We start from the raw sequence: 26,332 nt of genomic DNA, 5'->3' as shown, positions 1-26,332 counted from the left end.
TAGAACCCTCTTTTAAGTTTTAAAAACAATTTTAGAACCATTCAACCGCACGGTCGTACCAAGTGTCAGCACCGTTCTGCGCATCACTATCATTTTGGTTGTCAGTATCAACGGCTTCGCCATTTGGAATGTCTAAGCCTTCGCGGCGGCGTTGCTGATTGATAGCGCCTTGCTCACTCTGTTCTCGAGCGCTATCTTGTTGATACAACCCAATGGCGCAACTGCTGGCTTCTTCGGGTAAATGCGCAGACATCACTGGTAGATAGCGTGCATCAGCACAGCGCTCATTCGACAGCTTGCCAGAATTGTTTTCAAGCCATAACCACTCAATACCTTCAGGCTCAGGTAGTGATACCGGTGTCAACTTTAAGCGACTCATATAGTCGACCCATACTGGTAATGCACCCGTACCGCCGCTCAGACCAATTGGTTTGTTATCATCACGACCGACCCAAACCACGCTGACATAGTTACCACTGTAACCAGCAAACCAAGCATCGCGGTAATCGTTTGTGGTGCCTGTTTTACCCGCGAGATTTAGGTTACTACCAAGTGATTGTGCTCGTTTAGCCGTTCCGCTGGCGACCACTTGCTGTAGCGCGTAATTGGTCAAAAAGTTAGTCTCAGGTGGAATGCTACGCTGCGTATTAAGTCCTGTACGCTGTAAAATACGACCGCGATCATCAATGACACTACGAATGCTGTGAATGGGCGTCCGAAAGCCACCCGTAGCAAATACTTGATAGATACCAAGCATATCCATGGGGCTAAGATTGACAGAACCTAGCAAAGCAGAAGGATAGGGTGATATTTTCTCTTTAATACCCATACGCTGTAGCTGCTTGGCAAAAGTATTGATCCCAAATTCCATGCCTAAGCGTACCGCTGCTTGGTTATAAGACTGAGACAGAGCGGTGGTAAAGGGGACATAACCATGATCGCGATTGTCATAGTTTTTTGGATTCCATTTCGTACCATCATTTAGATTGACCGTAATCGGTGAATCATCGACGGAACTCGCCAAATTATAGCGACCACTTTCGAGCGCTGTCATATAAATGATTGGCTTTAACAAAGAACCGACTTGACGTTTGGCATCGACAGCACGGTTAAAACCGGTAAATTCACTGCCGCTACCGACTACGGAGACCAGCTCGCCAGTCTCTGGATTCGCACTGACCAAAGCCCCTTGTAAGTCTTTGGTTTTGCTGCTACTACGACGTAGCTCGCCCAGTTTTTTATCGACTGCTTTATCAGCAGCTAGTTGGGCAATAGGATCGAGCGTACTGATAATCGTCAGACCTTCGTTTTTGAGGTCATCAGAATAATAGACGGTATTCAATTCACGTTTGACGATATCGAGAAAATCAGGAAACTGGCTTTTGCCTTCAACGGGCTTATCAACGATACCCAGCGATCTCTCTATGGCTTTATCATAGTCTGCTTGACTGAGCGTACCCATCTCTAGCATGTTGCTAAGAACAATGTTACGACGTGCTTTTGAATCGTTTGGATGGCGACGTGGATTATAGACACTTGGGCCTTTTGCCATACCGACAAGTAAGGCTTGCTGATCTAAACGCAGCTCGTTCAAGGGTTGGTTAAAATAAAACTGTGCTGCCAAACCAAAACCATTGATAGAGCGGTTGCCGTTTTGTCCTAAGTAAATTTCGTTCAGATACGTTTGCAGAATTTCATCTTTGCTATAATGGAGCTCAAGTAGCACAGCCATTAAGGCTTCATTGGCTTTGCGTTTTAGGGTGCGATCTGAATTCAGATAGAAGTTTTTAATCAGCTGCTGGGTGATGGTTGAACCACCTTGTCTAGAGCCACCAGAGAAGTTATTGATGACCGCACGAGCGATACCGCGTATCGATACCCCTTTATGCTCATAAAACCCGCGATCTTCTGTGGCTATTAACGCATCAATCAATGGCTGTGGCACCTCATCTAAAGAGACGACCATACGATCTTCATTGCTGTCTGGGTAAATGCCACCGATACTAACTGGCTCAAGGCGAATAATGCCGCTCTTAGCTGGTAAAGTGCTTTGAATCGACTCAATTTTATTACCGGCAATCGTCATTTTGATGACTTGCTCAGTGTCTATATCGCTAGAGCTATAGGTAAAACCGCGGGTATGGATAAAATAAGTATTGCCGGACTTACGATAAGTACCAGTGCGATCATACGCCTTATTGCTTTGATAATTAAGCAGCTCAAGCCATGTCTTAATCGTGCTGTTATCGACATTGGCACCTTGGTAAAGCTCAAGCGGCTGCGAGTATACCTTGGCAGGAATATCCCAACGCTTACCTTCGAACTTGTGGGTAATGGTGCGATCGAGCTTGATCAAATACAGCGCCAGTAGCACCATGCCAGCAATAATGACAATTAATAAAATACTACTAAACACCAAGCCGCGCTGCTGAGAGGGTAGCGTGCTGACAGAAGGCGTAGATGGCGAAGAGAGCTTGGCGTTTGGTAGCTTAGAATTATATTTTTGCACGGATGATGCACCATTTAGGGATAAAAAACTGCCTCATAATGACGCAAATTGACAAATTTTTCAATCTATCATCATCAACGCAGGCATTCATTGGGATTACACTGTGAGGGGTTATACTACTCACAGCACTGGCTTATAGTATAATCGATCTGTTGACGGCTATGTTTATACGAAAACACAGCGCGCTTTTAATTTGCTCTGTGGATGCCATATAAGATAACAATTTACGATTATTCTAACGATGTTTTTTGTATGAATTAGCGGTTGATTCTCCCTCTGTGCTAGCAGTGCCGAACCTATTTAAAATAGCTGTTTTAAGTAAAAGTAAGCACGTTTGATGATAGCAAGTTTACTCAAAGCGAATTGGGTTCGAGCAAACCTGTCTAAAGGAAGTAAGCGCGATTATGTCTAGTGCCCCCTCACCAATGCCAACCTCCAGCCATCATTATGAAGACAACTCTATCACAGAAGGGTTGGTGCTGCCCCTTGCTGGTCATTGTTTTCACTGCGGTGATCCAGTGCCGCAGCCGCCATTTTATGCCGATATATTGGGTAAATCCCGTGAGATGTGCTGCATGGGTTGTCAGTTGGCGTCCCAAAGCATCGTTGAAGCTGGGCTTGAGCAATATTATCTTGATCGCTCTGAAATCAATCGTACCGCAAGCCTTCCCACCCAGCTGACGCGCCTCGAAGCCTATGATCATGATGAGATAAAGTCACAGTTCGTTTATGCTCAAGATGGCCTGTCGGTGGCGGAATTGTCCGTTAATAATTTACGCTGTGCTGCCTGTACGTGGCTCATCGAATCGCGTCTTTATGAGATTGATGGCATCAGTAAGTGTCAGGTCAATTTGACCAATCAGCGTATGCGCGTCATTTGGGACGAGAGTAAGCTGCCTATCAGCCGTATTCTAGCCGTTATCAATGAAATTGGCTATGAAGCCAAGCCTTACCGTCAAGACACCCATGAAGCAATGCTGGCTAAGCACAATAACAAGATGCTGCTACGCCTAGGAATTGCTGCTCTTGGCGCGATGCAAGCAATGATGTATGCGGTCGCATTATATTTTGGTGAATATAGCGGGATGTTGATATTACAGCGCGACTTTTTGCGTTGGGTGTCGTTATTCGTCAGTATTCCCGTGTTCTTTTATGCGGGCATACCGTTCTTTACTTCTGCATGGTCGGCAGTTCGCGCGCACCAAGTCAATATGGATGTACCGGTCAGTATCGCCTTGATTGTCACTTTTTTCGCCAGTTTGTACGCCACCATTACTGGACATGGTCAAACCTATTATGATTCGGTCAGCATGTTTATTTTCTTCTTATTGGCAGGGCGTTATATCGAGCATAATGCCCGTCTAAAAGCGGCGACGATGGCCAATGACTTAGTAGTGGTGGAGCCAGTTTTAGTACAAAAAACTGCTGAAAATAAAGAAGACGCTGCGCTCATTTTGCAGCAGTTACAGCAAAATGCTTTTGGTAAAGTAGATACGAGTGCTATTAATCAGGCAGTTCATGAGACAGGTGTTAAAAGTCCAATCAGCGCTGTGGCAAGTGCTCCGACGAAGTACACGCCCAATTTTATGCAGAGTATGGACGCCAATGTCCATCAAATAACCAATCGTATAGCTCAAGACTGGCAACAAACCAGCCGTCAACCAGACCTATCAAGGCTAGACTCATCAAAGCCAGATTTATTAAAGCCAGCGTATGGCGCAGAACAAAAACAGATGGTGACCGCTCAAAGCTTACAAGTGGGTGATATCATCATGGTTGAGGCTGGGTCTGAGATTATCAGCGATGGTATTTTGCTTAGTCCAACTGCGACCGTCTCCCAAAGTCTGCTGACGGGTGAGGGTGATTTAATCATCAAGACCCAAGGCGACTATATCGTCGGCGGCGCGCAAAACGACAGTCAGCCGTTTGAGATGCTGGTCACGGCACTGCCAGAAGACAGTCAGATTGGATTAATTGATCGGCTGATGAACCGTGCCATGAGTGAAAAGCCCAAACTGGCACAGCAAGCGGATAAGCTGGCTCGTTGGTTTGTGGCGCGGATTTTAGTGTTGTCAGCATTGGTGTTTATCGGCTGGTACATCGTTGATCCAAGCCAAGCTATTTGGGCAACGGTCGCGGTATTGGTCGCTACTTGTCCTTGCGCGCTGTCACTAGCCACGCCGATTGCTTTGACTGTCTCCACCAATCGATTGGCCAGCTATGGATTTTTGACCACGCGTGGTCATACGCTGCAAACTTTAGCAGAGATTACTCATGTGGCCTTTGATAAGACAGGGACATTGACTTATGGCAAGCCAAACTTACTGAACATTGAGCCAATAAAACCGGTCAGCCAAAATGAAAACGCTGACTCAAGCGCGTTGCCTTTGCAAAAAGACCGTTTTTTAGGCATAGCCGCGGCCTTAGAAGTAGGCAGTCGCCATCCGATTGCTCATGCGCTACTGACTGCCGCTTATCAATTACATTTGCCACCCACTCAAGCCTTGCAGCATTATCCAGCAGGCGGGGTAGAAGCCATGATTGATGGCGTTCTATATCGTATTGGTCATGTGGATTTTGCTTTGGATAAAAGCGCCACTGATGAAAATGCAGACAATAATTTAACGATTGATTTACTCAGCCATCGTGCCAGCTCAGCGGTTGTGTTGTCTTGTCAAACAAGCTCCTCAAGCACATGGCAAGCACTGGCGTGTTTTTACTTTAGCGATAAAGTGCGTGATAACGCCCGCTCAATGCTGGATACGCTCAAAGACTTAGGGATTGAGTCTGTGATGCTGACGGGCGACCCCAGTCCACAGGCGCTGGTCATGGCGGAGAGTTTGGGCATGCAGTCGGCATATAATGGTCTGTCACCAACGGATAAGGTCAATCATATCCAGCAGCTGCAAGCACAAGGGTCAGTCGTGCTGATGGTTGGTGATGGCATTAATGATGCGCCCGTGTTGGCAGCAGCAGATGTGTCGACTTCGATTGCTGGCGCAGCAGATTTGGCGCAGGTGTCAAGCGATAGCATCATCCTTAATGGACAGATTGAAGCCATTACAGCTGCCAAGCGTATCGCGGATAAAACGGAACGTATCATTAAACAAAACTTCCGCTGGGCACTGGCTTATAACAGTATCGTATTATTGCCTGCCGCGTTCGGTTATGTCCCGCCTTGGCTTGCCGCCATCGGAATGTCATTGAGCTCGTTATTCGTGGTATTAAATGCGCTGCGTCTAAAACGCGCTTAGTATTCTATAAATAGTATTTACTTTAGTTTCACCCATAAAAAAACCGCCTTTAGCAAAAGACGGTTTTTTATTTTATGTGTCATTATTATTAGATAGGTTTTACATTAGTCTTGTAGGTAGCTGAGCAGACGCATAAATTCGATATACATCCATACTAGCGTCGCAAGAATACCGATACTAAATAACCATTCGTAGTCTTCAGAAATACCAGCTGCTACGCCGCGATCAATGTTATCAAAATCAAGTAATAGCGTAAAAGAAGCGATAACAATCACGAACAAACTGAAGCCAATAGCGATAACGCCACCTTCAAATAAGAAAGGTAAGCTCGAACCGAACGCTAAAGAAAGTACCCACTGCGCAACATAAACGAGCATGATGGCAATAAGCGCTGAGGTGACGATAGAGCGGAATTTCTGCGTTACCTTAACGAGACCAGAGCGATATAGCCCTAGCATAACGGCTGCTGTCACAAAGGTTGCACACATTGCAGTCACTGGCACGCTTGGATACATTCTCATAAAGAATAGCGAGATGCCGCCTAAGAAGATACCTTCTAAGAGTGCATAAGGGACGGCAAAAGTTTTGGCCTTTTGCGGTTTAAAAGTGATAAAAATCGCGAGACCAAAAGCGGCAAACATACTACCGAAGGCTGCCATGGTAATAAAGCTTTGTGATAGACCTGCCATTAGCGCATAAAAGAAAAAGCCGATACCAGTGATAGCAGATAAACCAAGCAACAAGCTGGTCTTTTGGATGACACCTTTGACGGTCATCGGCTGACCGCCGATCGCAAGCTCTGCGCGACTGACAATAGGATTGGCCATACATATGTCCTTAATTAAAAATGATATAAATTACTGCTACTTTAGCAAAAGCTCTGTTATTGTCAACTGTGTTTACGTGACGGCTGTCGAGGCCTGACGCAGCTACGGTATGACTTATTTGTGTTTGATAGGCATTGATGCTCAGTAGCGCTGTAAACACGCTATAAAGGGGCGTGTAATGGTAGATATATGGGGTCGATTACGACAGTTAACAACGATAATTGATAAAACATGCTAGTTTAAGCGCTCATTTATCGCTATCATTACTCTGTACTTTACCGTTATTCCGAGTCGTTTTATGGAAAACTCCGCGCAGTCCGAAAGATTGCCACACTTACATGAATCAGAGCTGTTCCACGCCATCAAAAACCCTGCGTTTCGGCGTATTGGGCTAATGGGGCGCGCAGGCAAGCGCAGCGTCACCCAAAGTCTGGTGCAGATTGCCCAAACGATCAATGAGATGAATCTCACCTTGATAATGGACATGCAAACCGCCCATCTACCAACCTTGGATCTCACTGAGATCGAAAAAGTCAAAATCGTTAAGCGTAGCTTGATTGGTGAGATTTGTGATTTGGTCATCGTCGTCGGTGGTGATGGCTCTATATTGCATGCTGCTGAAGCACTGGCACGTTATCGCGTACCTGTGTTGGGCGTCAACCGTGGTCGTCTTGGCTTTTTGGCCGATGTCAAACCTGATGAAGCGGCTTTTAAGCTACGTCAAGTATTGATGGGCGATTATCAGTTGGATCATCGGTTTCTACTGACGATGGAGATACGAGAAGGGCGCAACATTATCCATGAAGACATGGCGCTCAATGACATCGTATTGCATGCGGGTAAGTCGGTACATATGATTGATTTTCAACTGAAAATTGATGGTCATGATGTCTATAGGCAACATAGCGATGGCTTGATTGTTGCGACGCCTACTGGCTCGACAGCCTATGCACTCTCTGGTGGTGGGCCTATTATCCATCCGAGTATGGATGCGATATGTTTAGTACCTATGCACCCGCATACCTTATCCAGCCGTCCAATTGTGGTCAGTGGTAATAGCGAAGTTTGTATTCGTATCCATGAGGACAATCGCACGCAACCGATGGTCAGTGCAGATGGCAAACCAAGCATACCGCTCGATCAAGAGCAGCGGCTTTATATTCGTAAGCACCCTGATAAGCTGACGCTACTGCATCCACCAGGGTTTGATTTTTATGAAGCCTGCCGTACTAAATTACACTGGAATGTCCATGCCGAAGAATTCAGTCTTGATATCGATGATGATATTATGGATGATGAATAAAAGCAGTTGTCGTATAAAAAATAGTAGCGGAGAGTAAGATGGACAAGCAAACAATATTAGCAACACTAACGCCTGACATGGTCGATAAATTTCGTATGGCTATTGAGCTTGGCAAATGGCCAGATGGTCGCAAATTAACGGCTGAGCAGCGCGACACCTGTATGCAAGCAGTGATGGTTTGGGAACATGAGCATCTACCTGCTGCCGAGCGTACCGGTTATATTCATAAACCCGTAAAAGACAATGGCTCCATCGTCGGTGCTGAATGTGATGTGGAGCATGAGCATCATTATCCCAATATGCCCAATCCTAAAGGTGCTATTCAGCCGGTTAAATTTCTTGATAAATAAGCTTTGTGATAAATAAGCAAGAGTATCGCTAATCACAGCAGTAGTCGCTCAATAAAAAAGCCACGCTATATAATAGCGTGGCTTTTTTGCATGCTCAAAAATAATTAAAGTGCAGTGGTATCAACACTAGGGCGAACGGTCAATGGATTTTTTTGCATCAAAAACCCTTGCCAACCCCAATGTAAAAAGTTGCGGATATTGGCGTGGTCAGTACCGTTAGGCGTCGCTTGAACCTTGGCATAGTGCTCGCCGAATAGCTTTAGCGTGTCCAACTGATTCAGACCATGGTGCTTAGCAAAACCGAAAATCTTCGCACTACCTTCATTTTCACCCGCTGCATTATGCACCATACCATTAACGAAAGGAGCAGGCGCATAGCGATAAAAATCATCAATAAAACTGATGACATCATTGAATCCAATGGCTTTTTTATTCAAACCATTAAGTAGAGCCGATACGTCTGATTGGCGGATACTCATAAATAAATGACCTCAGAGCAGATTGAAAAATCAAAAATACAGTATTTGTGTACACTGCTTATAAAAATATAATGCTTATATATATTCAATAATAATTATTGATTAAGCGTTAACTGTTATAGCTTAGCGATTGAAATAGTCTTCGTCATCAAATGAAGGCGCAAAACTGCCTTGCTCAAGATGCTGCATTTGCGACTGTACAGAACGCTCATGCTGAATACGTTGATAAATTTCTTCGCGGTGTACGGCAATGTCTTTTGGTGCATTAACACCGATACGCACCTGATTGCCTTTAACGCCCAAGACAGTCACACTGACCTCGTCGCCAATCATTAACGTTTCGCCCACGCGGCGTGTCAAAATTAACATGCGTCACACTCCTTATGTCGCATCAACAGATTATTACTCATCAGATTACATCTCAATTGCAGGACATTACCATCGCACTAGACATCTCTTGTATTTAACTTACAAGCTACTATGTCTAAAGTTAGGCGAATAGCGGTAATGATAGGTAGATTCATTTAGCCCAAATGAAAGCCCCATTATAGGGGGCATAACAGATACTGTCACGGGTTTTCACAAAACTATTAGCTATATACGAACCAGAGCAATAATAAAAAATAAAAATAGGGTCTAATAAGACCCTATTTAATTGATAACTATTAACTCTTGCATGTGCTCGTTATAGCATTTATAGCCCAGCGATTTTGCTTTCACCGTCTTCACGATCAAGGCCAAATGCGGTGTGTAATGACTTAACGGCTTTTTCCAAGTGTTGGTCTTGAATCAGCACAGATACTTTGATTTCGCTGGTCGATATCATTTGAATATTGATGTTGTTTTCGGCTAAGGTTTGGAACATTAGGCTGGCAACACCTGCGTGTGAGCGCATGCCAACGCCAACCAATGAGACTTTAACAACTTCGCTGTTGCCTGATATCTCTTTTGCACCAATCTCATTTTTGACTTCTTCATTAAGCACTTTTAGCGTCTTGTCCAAATCAGTGCGATTAACTGTGAAGGTAAAGTCGGTGGTACCATTATCCGAAAGGTTTTGGACAATCATATCGATTTCGATATTGGCACGGCCAATTGGGCTTAAGATAGCAGAAGCGATGCCAGGGTGGTCAGGCACGCCGCGTACTAGAATTTTTGCTTCGTCTCGGTTGAATGCGATGCCTGAGATGATTGCCTGTTCCATATTATCTCCTTCGTCTATCGTAATTAGGGTGCCCACGTTGTCTTGAAACTCTTGGTCAAAGCTGCCGTCAGTATTTTCATCAAAGCTAGAGAGTACACGCAGTGGCACGCCGTATTTACCAGCGAATTCTACCGAACGAATCTGTAGAATTTTAGAACCAAGACTTGCCATCTCAAGCATTTCTTCAAAGGTGATTTTTTCAAGCTTTTTGGCTTTTGAGGTAACGCGTGGATCAGTGGTATAGACGCCATCGACGTCGGTATAAATCTGACACTCATCAGCACCCAAAGCCGCTGCAATCGCAACGCCTGTCGTATCAGAGCCGCCGCGCCCTAGTGTGGTTGCATTGCCTTCGTCGTCGATACCTTGAAAGCCTGCCACAATGACGATATTGCCAGCATCCAGCTGCTCGCGTATGTTTTTGTCGTCGATACTTTCGATACGCGCTTTGTTGTGCGAGCTATCGGTCCTGATCGGCACTTGACGACCAGTAAATGAACGGGCGCCAATACCAAGCTCTTTAATTGCCATGGCCAGCAGTGAGATAGAAACCTGCTCACCCGTTGAGACCATTTGATCGTATTCACGAGGGTCAGGCTGAGAGCTAATTTGGCGGGCCAGATCAATCAAACGGTTGGTTTCGCCGCTCATGGCAGAGACCACAACAACCACTTGATGACCATTGTCATGCCAGCGTTTGACTCGTTTCGCGACGTTTTTGATGCGGTCGATACTGCCCATCGAGGTGCCGCCATACTTCTGTACTATTAACGCCATAAAAATCTACCTATTATTCAATAATGACCTTTTATTATCATCGATAAGAGTCAACATGATACTCGTCAATGTTTATATAGATAAAGCCAGATTATAAGAGTTACGCCCTATGTCTTTCATTCATATAGTGGTATTTGCTTCAACCTCAGTGAATGAGTAATATCTTCAAACGTCGACCTTTATACCATATCTACAGCGTAACTTTAAGTCTCAGTACTGCTTAGATATATGGCGATTGGTTATAATGGTTATAACCAATCACGTATTCTATGCGTTATAGATCAGCGTGAAGCTCCGTGTTTTGCCAGATTAGCTAAGCTGGGATTCAATCCAAGCAGGTAGCGCATTGATAACCGCTGCACTGTTACCAGATTTCGGTGCGCCGCCCTGTGCATAGTCAGGCTTACCGCCGCCTTTACCACCAAGCTCACCCGCCAAATGACGAATGATGTCACCGGCTTTCACTTTAGCAGTGACAGACTTCGCTACGCTAGCTGCTAGCGCTAACTGGTCATCTTTGTCACCAATTAATACAATGACGCTATCAGGCAGTTTTGACTTGATATCGTCCATCAGCGTACGAATCGATTTGCCATCAACACCGCTTAAGGTACTGATAAGAACTGGCGTACCTGCGATAGTCTGTACGTCGTCGAGTAAGTTGGCAGCTTGGGCGCTGGCTATTTTTTGCTGCAAACGCTCTAGTTGTTTTTCTAGATCACGTTGCTTATCTGCCATGGTACGGACACGCTGGGCGACCTCAGGGCGTTTTACTTTAAGCTGACTGGCAAGCTCGCTTAATTGCTGTTCGCTTTGCTGAATGTTTTTGACCGCATTCATGCCAGTGACGGCTTCAATACGGCGGATACCAGCTGCAATACCTGATTCGCTGGTAATTTTAAGCACACCGATATCACCAGTACGCTGTACATGTAAGCCACCACATAGCTCGATAGAGAAGGGCTTGCGTTGACCATCAACGATAGTGTCTGTACCCATGGTCAGTACGCGAACGTCACTGCCGTACTTTTCGCCAAATAATGCCATTGCACCGTTTTTCATGGCGTCATCAATCGACATATTTTCAATACGAGCAGGAGTGTTGGCTTGGATTTGTTCATTGACGAGACGTTCGATACGGCTGATTTCAGCAGTACTAACGGGCTTGTCATAAGAGAAGTCAAAACGTAAGACTTCGCTTGAAACCAATGAGCCTTTTTGCGTGACCGCGTCGCCCAATACTTCTCTTAGCGCTGCATGCAATAGATGCGTGGCTGAGTGGTTTTTGGCACTGGCCGCACGGATGCTAGAGAGTACTTGTGCTTCAGCGGTTTGCTTAGTGCTAATGTCGCCCATGGTCACAACACCATAGTGAATGATGGCTTGCCCCGATTTTTTGGTATCTTGTACTTCAAAGACTCCTGATGCGGTACGAATCTCACCAAGCTCACCAACTTGACCACCACCTTCAGCGTAAAATGGTGTGCGATCAAGTACCACAACGCCTTCCATACCTTCCGTCAAGCTGTCTGCTGGGTTGCCGTCTTGATAAAGCGCGTCAACAGTCACGCCATCTTCTTCAAGCTGCTCATAGCCGATGAATGTCGTTGGCGTCTCTACTTGGATAACGCTGCTGTAATCGACATCGAATTTGCCAGCATCACGCGCACGCTCACGTTGTGCTTGCATATGCTCGTCAAATTCCGTTTCATCAATAGCAATACCACGCTCACGAGTGATATCAGCGGTCAAATCAAGCGGGAAACCATACGTATCATAGAGCTTAAAGGCGGCTTCACCAGAGAGCGTATCGCCATCTTGTAACCCTTCAAGTTCGCTGGCAAGCAAACGCAGACCTTGCGCCAAGGTTTTAGCAAACTGTGCTTCTTCTTTTTGAATGGCGTTTTCGATGACGCTTTGTTTGTCTTTTAGCTCAGGGTAGGCTGTGCCCATTTCAGCCACGAGTGGCGCGACCATCTTGTAGAAAAAGTCACTATCAGCGCCCAGTTTATTGCCATGACGTACGGCGCGGCGAATCACGCGGCGCAGTACATAGCCACGCCCTTCGTTACTTGGCATGACGCCATCAGCGATTAAGAATGAAACGGCACGAATATGATCTGCGATGACTTTTAAGGATGATTGTTGCTCATTATCAATCTCTAAAATCTCAGCAGCAGCATCCATCAAATGAGTGAATAAATCTATCTCATAGTTGCCATGCACGCCTTGCATGATGGCACTAATGCGTTCAAGCCCCATGCCAGTATCGACGCTTGGGGCTGGTAGCGGCAATAAGGTGCCGTCCTTTTGACGGTTAAACTGCATAAATACGCAGTTCCAAATCTCGATATAGCGATCGCCATCTTCTTCAGGCGTGCCAGGCAAGCCACCTTCGATATCGGCACCGTGGTCATAAAAGACTTCGGTACAAGGGCCACAAGGACCAGTGTCGCCCATCGTCCAAAAGTTATCTGATGCGTAAGGCGCGCCTTTATTATCGCCAATACGGATAATGCGCTCACTTGGAATACCGATGTTCTTATTCCAAATATCAAAGGCTTCGTCATCGGTTTCATAGATAGTGACATACAAGCGGTCTTTATCAATCGCTAGCCATTTATCTGACGTCAAAAACTCCCAAATGTATTCAATACCTGCTTGCTTGAAATAATCACCAAAGGAGAAGTTGCCAAGCATTTCAAAGAAAGTATGATGACGGGCGGTATAGCCGACATTGTCCAAATCATTGTGTTTACCGCCAGCACGTACGCACTTTTGCGAGGTCACCGCACGTGTATAGTCACGTGGTTCCATACCCAAAAAGGTTTCTTTAAACTGATTCATACCGGCATTGGTAAACAGCAATGTCGGGTCATTATGTGGAATCAAACTAGACGAAGAAACAGGGGTATGCTGCTTGCTTATAAAAAAATCGATAAAAGCTTGACGAATATCGGCTGAGCGAAATGGCTGGCTCACAGCGGCTCCTTACTGACGGATGGGATTAAAGATGGCTTTAATATAAAAAAGGATTAAATAATTTTGCAAGCGATTTTAGCACAAACGCCTAAGCTCTTGGTACAAGAGTTACAACTGCTGCGTTATTCTGCGTCTCTAGATAGTCAATGGTTTTGGTAGCGTATAAAAGCTAATTGGTCAAAATCGCCGCATCGGTCTTGTCGAGTTTGTCTTGTATCAATGGATCCGATTCAATTACTTGCACCGGCAAGTAGCGTAATTGTATTTTGATCGGTAAATAATCAGGGAAATTTTCCGCCATGTCTTGGGTAATAGCGGCTTCAATTTGGCGGACATCGTAGGAGCTTGGAGTGGTCTCACCGCGAATAACAGCACGAACGATCTGGTTTTTTTCCGCCGTATCGAACTGGGTGTTGGTCAGTACATTACCTTTGTCAATAAAGTAGCTATTGATCGCCTCTTTGACACTGCTTTCAAAGACTTGTTGCTTGGCATTGGTTTGTAGGTTGATAGTCAGATAAGTACCCAATCCTGCTAACAACAGCAAAGTCACGGCATTACGTTGCAAAAAAGTCAGATAAGTATTGGATTTATAATCGTCCTTCACCAAACGGCGAAAACCTAAAACCCACAACACAAGCGCATTGGTAAATTGGATGGCAATAATGTTGGTAATGGCCAACAGTAGGGCACCAAAGCCAAGCTGAATCTCACTATTGGCAAATAAAATACCACTGGCGGCAAGAGGTGGCACTAAGGCCGTGGCGACTGCCACACCCACGACGGCGACTGATAAGTGCGGTGACACCATCGCATAAGCACCAGCGGTACCACCCGCTAAGGCAATCATTAAGTCCATGGAAGTGGGCTGGGTACGCGATAATATCTCTGTCGTCAACGGTTGATCTTTGTGCAGCCAACCAACGATGAAACCGACCAATACGACCAGTGAGACACCGATAATGACGGTAAAGAGCGACTTACGTAGCAATGGCATACGGTGATCGATAATCGCTAGCGCCACTCCTGTGATCGGACCTAACATCATGGCGACCAACATCGCACCAATGACGACAGCGGCTGAATTGGTCACTAGCCCGTAACTGGCGATGATGGCAGAAAGTATGTTCATGATGAAATACATTTTGCTGGGCAGCGCATTTGCTTCAATTCTGACGCGTACTTCTGGATAGTCTACCTTTTGATTATTAAATTGCTCAGCGACAAATTGCTTATAAGACTCTAGTTTGGCTTCTTTTTGTTCTTTGACTTCGTCCTTTTCCTCATCATCATTATCTTGCGCCTTTACAGCAGGGTCTTTATCTGGCTCAGCGTTGGCGTCATTGATGTTTTCTACATTCGTATTTTCTACGGACATGTTTTCGTCTGTCTTGGAATGAGTTGCATCTGCTGTCGGTTCATTATGACTGGCTTTGCTAGCAGTATTCAGCGCCGCAGAATCGTTAGTATCCTCTGCTTCAACTGTGGCTTCATCAACTAGCGTCTCCTGACCATTTTCAGTACCTTGCTTTTCTGCATCATCAGCATTTGACGCGCCGACTTCTGTTTTCTCCATGTCGGCAGACGCTTGGGTTTCTGGCTCCGATGTTTCAACGCTCGCAATCACCACATCCGGTCCAAGCGATTCCATCGTTACTTTAGGTTCAGGAGGCTGTGCACCTAGGTTCTTTTGCTCGATACCGTCTTGCTCAATGTCGCTTTCAGGATTCGTTAAATTTTCACTATTTAAAGCTTCACTATTTGCAGTTTCATCAGTCACATTTGTATGAGCAACAGACTCTGATGCCTGTTGAAGGTCAATCTCGTCTGAGGCATCTTTTGTCGTTGCTGACTCAACGGGTAACTGTTTATGAGATAAGGTCATAGCGGAAAACTTTCTTAGAGAAGGACAGAAAGTCACTATTGTAATGATAAATTTAGAAAAGCGTATGAGTTTTTTACGACTAGGCAGGCGGGAAATAAGCAGATATAAAATCAACTGATAGCTGGTAAAAGCAATATTTTTTACTATTTTTTACGATAAATAATATCGTAGATAAATCCTTAATTATATTAGGGTCTTTATGCTAGGTCACCCGATATAACTGGCTTGAAGGTTTTAATTAAATACTTACTTTTTTTGTGGGTTTAGTGTATAAAGGTAGTATATCCACAACAAAAATGAGGAATAAATTATGAACTGGCCATTATTTTCTGTCATCTATGCAATCGCCTCAACAGTTACCATTGGTGTCTTTATGATTGGCGCCTTGGTTACAGGGTTCAATGAGATACCCCATATCCAAATGGCAGTAGCAGCGGGTATTTTGTGCTCTATTCCTGCAGGGTTATTTTTCACCAAAAAAGTCGGCAGCATTACTGGTAACGAGGAAGGTTACAAAGTATAAGGCGCAGCACGATGGGCGATTCTAAAATTCCTTGACTATATTTTACATTGATATTTTTTCTGCTGATTTATGAATAATGTGTCAGTGTTTGGTGAAATTTAGCCATAAAAAAAGACCCTACCAAGAGGGTCTTTTTTGTTTAGTATTTCTGATTGCTTATTCAATCGACGAATACGAGTGGTACATTCGTCGTTAAGCCAATTTAGTTAAGGACAACAGTTGCGCCGTTTTCGATATTGGCATAAACCTCTAACACATCCCAGTTGGTCAAACGTACACAACCTGCTGACCCTTGGCGACTGATACCTTCAGGTACTGGTGAGCCATGTAAGCCATAAGAAGGTTTAGACATTCCCATCCATACCACACCTACTGGATTGTTCGGTCCAGGCGGTAACATATGAATTTTCTTTTGAGCACCTTCGCCAACGGTTGCTTTATACCAAGGCATTTTGACTTTATTGATGATTTTAAATGTACCTTTTGGTGATGGTGTGGCATCACTACCAACAGTCGTTGGGTAAGTGGCAACCAGTTTATCATCATTGTAAGCGTACAGCGTTTTGTCTGCTTTATTGGCAACCACGCGATTGATACGTTGATTGAGCTTTTCACGAGTATTCAATACGGTGATTGTCTCACCAGCGGTATACGTTTTATTTTTATTGAGCTTGTCTAAATAACGTACGTCCATGTGGAAGCGCTCACCCAGCATCTCTTTGATATCTTGGTAATACAAGCCTTTCATTTTTGACTTTGCTTCTGAACCAGAAGGAGTGGCCGCGAAGTTGGTTTTTATATCATCCTCAGTCAGCGTATAAGTCACTAGCACCGGCTTATTAGGAGCGATGTTTTTAACCAAGGCATTCCAAGTTTTTTGATCCATTTTTCCGGTTGCTGGCAAGCCTTTCATGGTTTGGAAGTTGATCAGGGCTTTTTTGCTGTTCATACCCCAGCCGCCATCGATAGGACCAGGAGAAGCATGGTTCCAATCGAGCAATGCCTGCATCTTAATAGTCATCGCTGAGTTGACCTTCATGCTTGGTGACCAAACAGCATCGTTGACTTGTGTGGCGTAGTTGGACAAGTTTAGCGTGGTATATCTTTTGCCATCTTTGTCTTCGATGTTTTTGATGGTAGGGTCATCACTGAAGTCTTGACGTTTTTCGCTGTCAGGCAATTCAAAAGCTAAAGGGTCAGATGAGTCAATAGACGAGACATCGCTAGGGGCGGCAACGGCCTGACCTTCGCTCATATCGTCAGTTTTGTCAGATTGCTCATCCTTACGGGTCAGCTCTTCTGCGCTCATGTTATCAGCAGTGGCTGCTGGCGCTGACGGCTTAGTCTTTTGCTTTGAATCAATCAATTGCGTCATGCGGTCAGCTGGTTTTGCGGCAGTGACAGGAGCGCGACTCTCTTGCACATTAAGGCTGACTTTCTTGGCGATACTAGGCATTGAGTCAGCGGTACGTACTGGCAATGTGCGAGTACTGTCAGCGGTAGCAGCAAATGCAGTAGCACTGGCGCTAACGACAACGATGGCAGTAATAAGCGGTTTTATTTTCATCATATTGAGTTACTTGTGGTTGCTACTAATGAAGCTATTATGCGCATAATTAATAAGCTTCGCAAACTTTTGACACATATTTTTATGTCCGTAGGGTGCTAAACGTCAACTGCTGACGTATTCACTACAGTTGGGCAATAATTTAGCCATGGTATGTATGAAGTTTTGCTGGATTTTAACGTAAGTCACTTGTTATATATGCTGTTTTTTTACACTAAAAAGCACAGTGATTGGCGCTATCTAGCGTTTGCGTCTATAATGGTTGGCTAGATTCTTATTTAATAAGTCAGCTCATTATAAAGAGCAATTTAACTTACCCGCATGTCGTCAGTGGACATGTAACCAGCAAGGTGCGATATGTCAGAAGACCAAACAATGAGCGCAGAAGAGTTTCAAAATCAGTACCTCAACGACGATGGTCTAGAGGGTGGTATGGTATTTGATTCAGAGACTGGGCTTCTCGGTGAAGACGATCAATTTGCCAATTTGCCTGCAGAGCTCGAAGAAGCACGCGAGCAGCTGGTCAGTATTCGCGATTTTATACGTTTTTCGGTTACTCAGCTTCGCAATTACGATGTGGTCGTGGCTCAAGGAACGACTGATGAGTTTGCTGAAGCATCGGCGATAGTATTGCATTCTTTGTCGTTAGATTGGTCGGCGAATGAGCAGATTCTAGACTGCCGGTTGACCACATCAGAGAAGCAAGTGGTACTGAGCTTGCTAGAAGAGCGTATCGCTGAGCGTAAGCCTTTGAGCTATTTGATTAATTTATCGTACTTTTGTGACCTGCCTTTTTATGTCGATGAGCGAGTTTTGATTCCGCGTTCACCTGTGGCAGAGCTGATTCGTCAGCAGTTCCATCCGTACTTTGATACCAATGAGCTGGCCAAGCCATTGGGTATAAATGTCAACGATCAGGCAACCGCTTTTTACGATCATGGTTTAGATATTAAGCAACTATCACAGCCTGAGCGTGTTTTAGACTTATGCACGGGTTCTGGTTGTATTGCGATTGCGATTGCAACACGTTTCGTCGATGCATTGGTCGATGCCGTGGATATTGATAAAGGTGCGCTTGAAGTGGCGATGGTCAATGTAGATCACCATGATCTTGGTCATCAAGTGAATGTGATTGAGTCGGATCTGTTTGCCAAGATTCCTGCTGAAAATCAATATGAGCTTATCGTTACCAATCCTCCGTATGTCGATGCTGCCATCATGGCAGATTTACCACCTGAGTTTTTATACGAGCCTGAGCACGCATTAGCGGCAGGTCAAGATGGACTGGATCTGGTACATCGCATTCTTTTTGAAGCACCAGATTACCTAAGCCCAGAAGGTCTACTTGTCTGTGAAGTGGGCGATAGCGAATGGGCACTAAAGCAAGCCTATCCCGAGATTCAGTTTGACTGGTTGAAGTTTGCTCATGGCGGTCATGGTGTGTTTGCGATTACCTATGATGAGCTAATGGCACATCGTCAGCTGTTTGCTCCTTTTGTGCAGATGTTAGACAGTCATCAATAGGTCTAGACTGGCAGTCAATAATTATAAATAATGGGTCAAATTAGCATAAGTTGCGTTTACTTGTTTAAGGATAAATATGGCAGGCAATAGTATTGGGCAAGTTTTTACGGTTACCACGTGCGGTGAGTCGCATGGTGCTGGTCTCATGGCAATCGTCGATGGCGTACCACCGGGTTTAGCATTATCCGCAGAGGATTTGCAGATTGATCTAGATCGCCGTAAACCGGGTACGTCTAAGTACTCGACCCAGCGCCGCGAGTCTGACGAAGTTGAGATTATCTCTGGTGTGTTTGAGGGTAAGACAACTGGCACGTCTATTGGCCTGCTGATTCGTAATACCAATCAAAAATCCAAAGACTATAGCGAAATAAAAGATACCTTCCGTCCCGGTCACGCCGATTATACTTATAGTATGAAGTATGGTTTTCGTGATTATCGTGGTGGCGGGCGCTCCTCAGCGCGTGAGACTGCGATGCGTGTGGCGGCAGGTGCTATCGCTAAGAAATATCTACAAGAACGCTTGGGTGTGCAAGTCCGTGGTCATGTCACCCAAATTGGCAATGAGTACAGCAATATCCTAGAACCTAGCAAAATCGATTGGGACTTTGTAAATAGTAACCCGTTCTTTTGTGCGGATGCCGATGCTGTCAGTCGCTTTGAGACTTTGATAGATAACCTACGCCGCGAAGGCACTAGCTGTGGCGCACGTTTAGAGATTATCGCCAGTGGTGTACCCGTTGGACTGGGTGAGCCAGTATTCGATCGTCTCGATGCAGATATCGCTCATGCGATGATGAGTATCAATGCGGTCAAAGGCGTTGAGGTCGGTGATGGTATGGCAGTCGCAGGGCAGTTTGGTCATAGCTCTCGTGATGAGCTGACGCCAGACGGCTTTACTGCCAATCATGCGGGTGGCATCTTAGGGGGGATCTCATCAGGACAAGATATCCGTGTCAGTATTGCACTTAAGCCAACTTCTAGTATTACGACGGCTGGCAAGAGTATCAATACGCAAGGCGAGTCGGTTGATATGCTCACCAAAGGTCGTCATGACCCTTGCGTTGGGGTACGTGCCACGCCCATTGCAGAAGCCATGCTAGCCATTGTTTTATTAGATCACTATCTGCGTCATCGCGGTCAAAACGCGGATGTGATGCAGCCAGTAGAGTCGATTACTTAGGGTAGCTTTTCGAATTATATCCTAGAGATTTAAGCCCTTGATTGTTTCTGATAATTTTATTAGAAATAACCAAGGGTTTTTTTGTGGAAGATTAAAAATGAGCGATTCAACACGTAGGGCGCGATCAACAGACCCTAATAAAGTGGATTCACTTTGAAACAGATGCAGTGCGATTGGGATGAATTTTTCGTAGCCTTAATAATAGTGCTAAGCAGCTACTTGATAATCATCAACCGCCACACACTGCTGATGGCGAAAAACCAATAATAAACGTTGACTGGGAATGGCGAGCCAATGCCCAAAATCGGTACTGTCGATGCTTTGATTCGATAATACCTGAAGGCAGTGCTGACGGTTATGTCCCATGAGACTGTTGATGACAGGGTTTTCGACTGATAAATGTGGCATAAAATGGCTACTCCTAATGCGTGTTACGACGGTGAATAACGCTATCGTAAAACAAACAAATAGAAAACATGTGTAGCCATGATGGAAAGTTGATGAACTGTCGCTATTTCTGATTCTTAAGCCAAAGGCAAAGTGAGGCTAACCATGACACCAGAATTCAGGTCTTCGGTATTAGCCTGATGACTGGCGTCAATATTAGCGATAGTGACAGAACCACCATGATGTTCGATTACTTGCTTGACCAGTGTCAAACCAAGGCCAGTGCCTTTTTTTGGTGTGTTACTTGCATGACTGGGTTTTGCTGATTCAGTGGCGTGATACGCAGTTTGGCTTTGGTGAGACAAGCTAAAATAACGCTCAAACGCTTTATCAATGGCATAGTCTGGCAGCAGCTTACCGTCATTAAATATGTCAATGGTGACTGTCTGTGCTGTACTGTGCACAGCTATATAGATAGTGCTAACAGCGAAATGAATGGCATTGTCTAACACATTCTGTAATACCTGTATCAACCAAAACTGGTCAGCGCAAACGCTAGTAGCTGTTAATACTTCTGCTGGTAAGTTTACAGTATCAGCAACCCGTTTATCATCAAGATAGATGTCGATAGGCGCTAGGTGCTGCTGTTGCAATTTAGCGGTATTGTCTTTTGCAAGGGTTTGCAGTAATGGTATTAGAGGTGTCAGCTGCCGATTTAGCTTAAAGCTCGGTTGTTCAACCTTGGCAAGTAATAGCAAACGGTCAATTAATTGCTGCATTTTGATACTTTGTTCACCAATAGATTGGATGAGCATCTGTCGGTCTTCCTCATCAAGCCCGTCGTCTTCTAGCAACTCACTGCTGGCACGGATAGCGGTTAATGGGCTTTTGAGCTCATGGGTGAGGGTATGGACATAGTCGGTGACATAGGCACGATTTTCCAACCGATGCTTCATAGATTCAATGGTATTTGTTAGGCTGTTAAGCTCATGACCTAAGTAAAAATAGGGCTTTTTGGTATCCTCTGCCAGCGCACTGGTATATTGGGTAACCAAGGTGATGCTTTGCTTCAGCCACCATGCGACCAGTCCTGCTAATATAAGGGCAGCAATACTCATGAGCAGTGCTGTGATAAGCATGCGATTGCGCGTATTGTCCAAATAAGGCAACACGCTCGCGACAGGCTTGCCGACGCTGACGATACCAATCAGGTTGCCAGCGTTATTTTTTATCGGCTGCGCCACATACATGACCGTACCATCGCGCTGACTATGGTCTCGTGTCGTACTTCTAGCACCATATTCACCTTTTAACGTTAAATAAACATCGTTCCAGCGACTATAATCTCGTCCTTCCTCATTGTCGATTTCAGGCAGAGAGTCGTATATGACGACGCCTTTATCATCCGTTACGTATATCCGAAAGCTGCTATAATTTTTGTTTTTATACTCAGGCTCTTGAGTTTCGCCAATTACTGGCATGCCAATAAATGCCGCATCAAGTCTTCTTTGATAATCATCATCGTATAGCTGCCCTGAATACAGTGGCATCTGTAAACTTGCCGCCAGCAATTTGCTGGTATCTAATAATGTGTCTTCGATGACTTGCTGCGCCGTCGGTTTGACATAACCAAACAGCTGAGTAAATGCGACCACACCGCAGATAATCAACACCAACGCCAACGCAAGCCAAATCCTAAAAAAAATACTCAAATTCAGCAGTCGTTTTGGTTTAGTCGTTTGCTGCGCGGTGCCAATGGGATGCAGTTTTGCATACCAATTGCTTTGGCTGGCATGAGTACTATTGTCAGCCTTGTTATTAATATGAGTATTAGGGTGGCTATTAGCGCTATCACTGGTTTTATGATTCATATTTTTAGGTATGCTATTTGACGTTATAGAAGGTCGGTTTTAATCAAAATATGGCTATATAGTCGATACTAAATAAAGTGGGTACACGACATTATGATGCGTGACTGGCACAAACTTTTCTTGCTTGCTGTGCTTACGCAGACAGAGGCTACGAAAAATTTATACCAGTCACGCTGTCTCTTTTTTATATTGACCTGACTATAGTTAGTTATGACTAAGCGGGACATAATGCGTAACCCAATCCACGATGGGTATGAATGACCTCAATGCTCGCGTCGACAGTGGCCAGCTGCTTACGAATGGACTTGATATGACTGTCTATGGTTCTGGCCAAGCGATGATCAGGATAGTCGCTCACAGCGCTAAGCAGTTGCTCACGGCTAAAGACTTGATTGGGTGCTTGCAATAATGTCAGCAAAATTTTGCGCTCGGTATTGCTGAGCTCAAGCTTTTGCTCTTGCCACATCAAGGAGTAATTGAGCGGTTGGTAATGCCAGATGCCAGATTGACATTCAAACGTCAATGCTTGCCCTGACATACTGTTCGAAGAAGCACGGTTAGTTGTATTATCGGTGGCTGTGGTATGAGTAGCAGATTGCTTAGACAGTAATTGTTCACGTCGCCAAATGGCTTTTAGACGGGCAACCAACTCGCGCGGGCTAAAAGGCTTGGCACAATAATCATCACCGCCCATCTCTAAACCCAAAATTCTATCAACCTCGTCGCTACGAGCCGTCAAAAATACGATAGGGATGTCTTTTAAGCCATCGATATCAGGGGTGTGTCGTATTTGTTGGCAGAGGCTGAGACCATCACCATCTGGCAAGCCAACATCCAAAATAATCGCCGATAGATCTTGCGCCTCAAGGCTATGAAGCATTGGTAACACGCTGCTCGCATTGTCTAGCCAAGTGATTTTCCAGCCTTCACGTTTGCAAGTAACTTTGAGTGACATCGCAATAGCAGGGTCATCTTCCACCAGTAAAATATGGGTCATAGTTTCTATATCGTTTTATAATTTTAGTAAATTATCGTAGCACAAAACAGCAGCCTGCTCTTGCTACCACTATCCAAACAGTGTGAAAACTTGATGGAAAAGCAGGGTATTAGGGCATGTCCTCATTTTGAAAATGGAAATAAAAAGAGATAGATTTTTGCCAATCGATGGAAATTTTGCAGAGAATATGAACATATTGTCTATAAATTTTCGAAAAGTGGCGAGAATATAGCCTTTTTTAACCCATTTAAAAGGTTTTGTTCAGATTGAGGACACGCCCTAAGCAAATGGTTCTTATCCAATGATGCTGATACAACCAATGGAAAATAAAAAACCAGCTTAACAATAATTAAGCTGGTATTGGGCGTGTCTTAATATTAGACACTTAGATAAGAAAAAGGAGTTGGATTAACCTATTTTAAGCCTTTGCAGTTGGCATAATAACTCACTGTGGCGGGCCAATCTGAAAAGATGCCTTGGACACCGACGTCTTGTGCCAACACATCGATATAATTCATCATATCACCATCATTATTGATAGCCTCGCCAAGACCACTATAATACCAGTCACCGCCATTTGCCAGTGGACCTGAACGCTCTATTGACCACGTAATTATTTTTAGGTCATTGTCTTTGGCTTGTTTTGCATAGGCTGACGGTATCATTTTCCCATTGCCATCCGTTGTGACTAATAGCCAAAGTGCTGGCGCAATGATGTTAATGCCACGGGCTTTGATATCAGCCAAAGAATGCTTCCATGTCGTCGCATCATCTTTATCAAACGTCTTGTTTTCAGCGGTTTCATTACTGTCATCGATGAGATAAACGGCATTGGCACCATAAGCTGGCTCATTTTTTATCCAGTAATCAAGGTCTTCTATATTGAATGACTGCGCAAATACATCGTTTGCAGGCACACCCGCTGCCTTATAAGTCTCTATGAGCTGCTGGCGGTAATCATCTAAACGATAGCCATTGAACGGCATGGTCACTGCGGGCGCTTTTAGCTCAGGCGTGTGCTTCATACCCAGTTGGCGTGCCAATGCGATATGCTCTTTCAAAGTCAATACCTTGCCATTTTGCGAGTATAAGTCTGTTCGCCAAGGTGCAGTCGCATTCATATATTCATCGATACTGGTCGCTTTTTTATTCGCGGCGTCCATTTTGCCTGTGAGGGTCTTAAACTCATTTGCGCTAATGTCTGAGGTACGGCATTCAATGCTGTCAGCATTGGTCAGCACACCGTTGGCGTCGATAATTGGCGGTACGGTGCACTGTTTGGCCAGCGGGGTAGCAAGGATATTAGTAGTGGTATGCAGATCGTCTTGTGCATGGCGGCAGACCAGCTCGCCGTCATTGGTAAAAGCCACGTCACATTCCAAGATACCTGCGCCCATTTGCGCTGAGGCAACATAGCTGTCATAAGTGTGTTCTGGCAGTTGCAGCGGTGCACCGCGATGCGCGATAGAAAAGTTGGTTTTGCTAGGCGTTTGCGCACTACAAGCTAACAGCTCTTCTTTTAATGGGCTCTCATCCATATCATTGATCAAATAAAATGGCCGCACACCGTAGCTATAGGCGAGAGGTGAGGATGATTGTGTCGCCAACGGAGTGGTTCTTGCTTGGCTGTCCTCCGTGCAACCTAACATGGATAGTGAGCTGATGATAACCAAAGGTAAAGCAAGATTGATTGTTTTAAACATACGTTTATCCAGTTTAAGCACTGAATTATTAAAGATTGTCATGTAAACTGTTCCTGTAAAATTACAAAAATAATCCCATTAGTTGTATCAATAGGTATCGAAAAAATCGTCGCTCATTGTTTATCGAAATTAGCATCAAGTCGTAAGAACTTATCATCAATGTGCGCATGATGGCCATTTTTTGTCCGGTGTATTATTATTGACCGTGTTTCTAGAGTAACAGACGATGTTGAAGGTATGATGACACACACGTTATTTGAGTAAAAAAATATAGAAATGCCTAGAGCATATCTCACTACAGTATTAAGGATAAATATGAGTAACTATTTAGATGCAGTCATTGTTGAACATAACCCTTCTCAAAAAAAGATAAATCGTGCTGTTATCTGGTTGCATGGCTTGGGTGCCAGCGGCCATGATTTTGAGCCAGTAGTACCGCAGTTAGGATTGGCTAATGATATGGCAGTACGCTTTATCTTTCCACATGCACCTAAACGCCCAGTGACCGTGAATGGCGGCATGGTGATGCCTGCTTGGTACGATATTTTAGAGATGAGCCTTGAGCGCAAAATCGATGTGGCTCAAATTGAAGAGTCCGCCCGACAGATCAATGATTTGATCAGCCGTGAGGTTGAGCGCGGTGTTTCTCCTGAGCATATTGTGATTGCAGGGTTTTCGCAGGGCGGGGCAGTGGCTTATCATGTGGCACTCGGCTATCCGAAGCGCTTGGCTGGCTTGATGACACTCTCTACGTACTTAGCAACCAATGACAACATTAGTTATAGTGCGGCTAATAAAGACATGCCAATATTGATTGAACATGGTACTCACGACCCAGTCGTTCCTGTGATCTTAGGCGAGCAAGCGCAGCAGCTTTTATCAGCAAAAGATTATAATGTGTCTTATAATACCTATCCAATGGCACATCAGGTATGTATGCCACAAATTCAAAATATTGGTAAATGGTTAAATAAAGTATTGGCTTAGAGAGTTGAGCTGTAACGTAATGT

At 44.7% G+C, this 26,332-nt stretch carries 18 protein-coding genes and 1 pseudogene; 7 read left to right on the top strand and 12 right to left on the bottom strand.

All coding sequences use genetic code 11. The features are described 5' to 3' along the window. Positions 1-31: 31 nt before the first annotated feature. The gene (gene mrcB / locus ACTQ9T_RS09945; RefSeq protein WP_352310908.1) at positions 32-2,509 is read right to left on the bottom strand and encodes a penicillin-binding protein 1B; all 2,478 of its coding nucleotides are present in this window, start codon (positions 2,507-2,509) and stop codon (positions 32-34) included. Between the two features lie 404 nt (positions 2,510-2,913). Between mrcB and ACTQ9T_RS09940 the strand changes: the two genes are divergently transcribed. Next, positions 2,914-5,763, top strand: coding sequence for a heavy metal translocating P-type ATPase (locus tag ACTQ9T_RS09940; RefSeq protein WP_440464952.1), 2,850 nt, complete (start codon positions 2,914-2,916; stop codon positions 5,761-5,763). Positions 5,764-5,867: 104 nt separating this feature from the next. On the opposite strand, the gene ACTQ9T_RS09935 is transcribed toward ACTQ9T_RS09940, so the two are convergent. After that, a complete protein-coding gene (locus ACTQ9T_RS09935) occupies positions 5,868-6,590 on the bottom strand; it encodes a Bax inhibitor-1/YccA family protein (protein WP_010199412.1) in 723 nt (240 codons plus the stop codon). A 298-nt stretch (positions 6,591-6,888) separates the two neighbouring features. Here ACTQ9T_RS09935 and ACTQ9T_RS09930 point away from each other — a divergent pair, with 298 nt between their 5' ends. Further along, positions 6,889-7,893: an NAD(+) kinase gene (locus tag ACTQ9T_RS09930; protein ID WP_010199415.1), complete on the top strand. Its 1,005-nt coding sequence runs from the start codon at positions 6,889-6,891 to the stop codon at positions 7,891-7,893. A 38-nt stretch (positions 7,894-7,931) separates the two neighbouring features. Beyond that, the gene (locus ACTQ9T_RS09925; protein WP_010199419.1) at positions 7,932-8,243 is read left to right on the top strand and encodes a YeaC family protein; all 312 of its coding nucleotides are present in this window, start codon (positions 7,932-7,934) and stop codon (positions 8,241-8,243) included. 104 nt (positions 8,244-8,347) lie between these two features. Here ACTQ9T_RS09925 and ACTQ9T_RS09920 read toward each other — a convergent pair whose 3' ends face one another. The 5 genes and pseudogenes from ACTQ9T_RS09920 to ACTQ9T_RS09900 form a co-directional block, all read right to left on the bottom strand. Beyond that, positions 8,348-8,722: a HopJ type III effector protein gene (locus ACTQ9T_RS09920; protein WP_010199421.1), complete on the bottom strand. Its 375-nt coding sequence runs from the start codon at positions 8,720-8,722 to the stop codon at positions 8,348-8,350. A 201-nt stretch (positions 8,723-8,923) separates the two neighbouring features. Further along, positions 8,924-9,091 (bottom strand): annotated as a pseudogene (csrA, locus tag ACTQ9T_RS09915) (carbon storage regulator CsrA); the annotation flags it as partial. A gap of 325 nt (positions 9,092-9,416) precedes the next feature. Continuing rightward, the gene (locus tag ACTQ9T_RS09910; RefSeq protein ID WP_189584354.1) at positions 9,417-10,703 is read right to left on the bottom strand and encodes an aspartate kinase; all 1,287 of its coding nucleotides are present in this window, start codon (positions 10,701-10,703) and stop codon (positions 9,417-9,419) included. A gap of 309 nt (positions 10,704-11,012) precedes the next feature. Next, positions 11,013-13,685, bottom strand: coding sequence for an alanine--tRNA ligase (alaS, locus tag ACTQ9T_RS09905; protein WP_440464951.1), 2,673 nt, complete (start codon positions 13,683-13,685; stop codon positions 11,013-11,015). A gap of 169 nt (positions 13,686-13,854) precedes the next feature. Next, complete coding sequence (locus tag ACTQ9T_RS09900) at positions 13,855-15,570, bottom strand: DUF389 domain-containing protein (RefSeq protein ID WP_440464950.1); 1,716 nt, start codon at positions 15,568-15,570, stop codon at positions 13,855-13,857. Positions 15,571-15,880: 310 nt separating this feature from the next. On the opposite strand from ACTQ9T_RS09900, the gene ACTQ9T_RS09895 reads away from it, so the two are divergent. Next, entirely contained in the window at positions 15,881-16,093 is a 213-nt protein-coding gene (locus ACTQ9T_RS09895) for a hypothetical protein (protein WP_189584363.1), read from the top strand. A gap of 202 nt (positions 16,094-16,295) precedes the next feature. Here ACTQ9T_RS09895 and ACTQ9T_RS09890 read toward each other — a convergent pair whose 3' ends face one another. Then, on the bottom strand, positions 16,296-17,663 hold the full coding sequence (locus ACTQ9T_RS09890; protein ID WP_440464949.1) for a L,D-transpeptidase family protein: 1,368 nt from the start codon (positions 17,661-17,663) through the stop codon (positions 16,296-16,298). A gap of 354 nt (positions 17,664-18,017) precedes the next feature. Here ACTQ9T_RS09890 and prmB point away from each other — a divergent pair, with 354 nt between their 5' ends. Both prmB and aroC read left to right on the top strand, forming a co-directional pair. Beyond that, positions 18,018-19,184, top strand: coding sequence for a 50S ribosomal protein L3 N(5)-glutamine methyltransferase (prmB, locus tag ACTQ9T_RS09885; protein WP_352310922.1), 1,167 nt, complete (start codon positions 18,018-18,020; stop codon positions 19,182-19,184). Positions 19,185-19,260: 76 nt separating this feature from the next. Continuing rightward, positions 19,261-20,364 (top strand): chorismate synthase, encoded by a 1,104-nt coding sequence (gene aroC / locus ACTQ9T_RS09880; protein WP_413190252.1) that lies wholly within the window; start codon positions 19,261-19,263, stop codon positions 20,362-20,364. Positions 20,365-20,571: 207 nt separating this feature from the next. On the opposite strand, the gene ACTQ9T_RS09875 is transcribed toward aroC, so the two are convergent. The 4 genes from ACTQ9T_RS09875 to ACTQ9T_RS09860 form a co-directional block, all read right to left on the bottom strand. Further along, positions 20,572-20,772, bottom strand: coding sequence for a hypothetical protein (locus ACTQ9T_RS09875; protein WP_440464948.1), 201 nt, complete (start codon positions 20,770-20,772; stop codon positions 20,572-20,574). Positions 20,773-20,888: 116 nt separating this feature from the next. Then, positions 20,889-22,622, bottom strand: a complete 1,734-nt coding sequence (creC, locus tag ACTQ9T_RS09870) for a two-component system sensor histidine kinase CreC (protein WP_440464947.1) — start codon at positions 22,620-22,622, stop codon at positions 20,889-20,891. A gap of 214 nt (positions 22,623-22,836) precedes the next feature. Then, positions 22,837-23,619: a response regulator gene (locus ACTQ9T_RS09865; RefSeq protein ID WP_189584378.1), complete on the bottom strand. Its 783-nt coding sequence runs from the start codon at positions 23,617-23,619 to the stop codon at positions 22,837-22,839. A gap of 413 nt (positions 23,620-24,032) precedes the next feature. After that, entirely contained in the window at positions 24,033-25,322 is a 1,290-nt protein-coding gene (locus ACTQ9T_RS09860; protein ID WP_440464946.1) for a glycerophosphodiester phosphodiesterase family protein, read from the bottom strand. A 315-nt stretch (positions 25,323-25,637) separates the two neighbouring features. Here ACTQ9T_RS09860 and ACTQ9T_RS09855 point away from each other — a divergent pair, with 315 nt between their 5' ends. After that, complete coding sequence (locus ACTQ9T_RS09855) at positions 25,638-26,309, top strand: alpha/beta hydrolase (RefSeq protein WP_440464945.1); 672 nt, start codon at positions 25,638-25,640, stop codon at positions 26,307-26,309. Positions 26,310-26,332 lie beyond the last annotated feature (23 nt).

Origin of the sequence: Psychrobacter sp. ASPA161_6 (assembly GCF_051970285.1) — a bacterium.
Classification (GTDB): Bacteria; Pseudomonadota; Gammaproteobacteria; order Pseudomonadales; family Moraxellaceae; genus Psychrobacter; species Psychrobacter glaciei.
This window is presented reverse-complemented; position numbering and strand designations above follow the sequence as displayed.